Below are 564 nucleotides of genomic sequence, written 5' to 3'. Positions count from 1 at the left end.
GACCGCAAGGCACTGCCGGCGCCGGCTGACGATGCCTATGCGCGGCGGGGCTACGAGGCGCCGCGCGGGGAGCTCGAGACGGTGCTGGCGCAGCTGTGGGCGGAGCTGCTGGGTCTGGAGCGGGTCGGTCGGCATGACCACTTCTTCGAGCTGGGCGGCCATTCGCTTCTGGCCGTGCGGCTGCTCAGCCGGCTGTCGCAGATTGCGGGTGTGGAACTGTCGCTGGCGATGCTGTTCGCGCGGCCGGTGCTGGGCGATCTTGCCGCAAATATCGTCGAGGTGTTGAGCCGCTCCGGTCCCCAACACCTGCCGGCGATTGTGGCCGTATCGCGCCAGGCGCCGCTTGAGCTGTCGTTTGCGCAGCAGCGGCTGTGGTTTCTGGCACAGCTGGACAAAGACAGCGCCCGCTACCACGTTCCGCTGGGCTGGCGGCTGCAGGGCAGGCTGGATCGCGCGGCGTGGCGACGCAGCCTCGATCAGCTGTATGCGCGCCACGAGGCGCTGCGCAGCGTCTTCGTTGATGCGGAGGAGGGGCCCCGGGTTGAGATCCTGCCGCCCGGCACG

1 protein-coding gene is annotated in these 564 nt (G+C 69.7%); it reads left to right on the top strand.

Annotation, left to right across the window (positions count from 1 at the left end):
- Positions 1-564 (top strand): phosphopantetheine-binding protein (locus tag AB4Y34_RS41905; protein WP_368719314.1); only part of this gene is annotated, 564 nt, incomplete at both ends.

Origin of the sequence: Paraburkholderia sp. BR10954, assembly GCF_040965775.1 — a bacterium.
In the GTDB taxonomy this organism is placed as follows: Bacteria; Pseudomonadota; Gammaproteobacteria; order Burkholderiales; family Burkholderiaceae; genus Paraburkholderia; species Paraburkholderia youngii.
The sequence above is the reverse complement of the archived record's forward strand: the minus strand, read 5'-3'. Positions and strand labels throughout refer to the sequence as shown.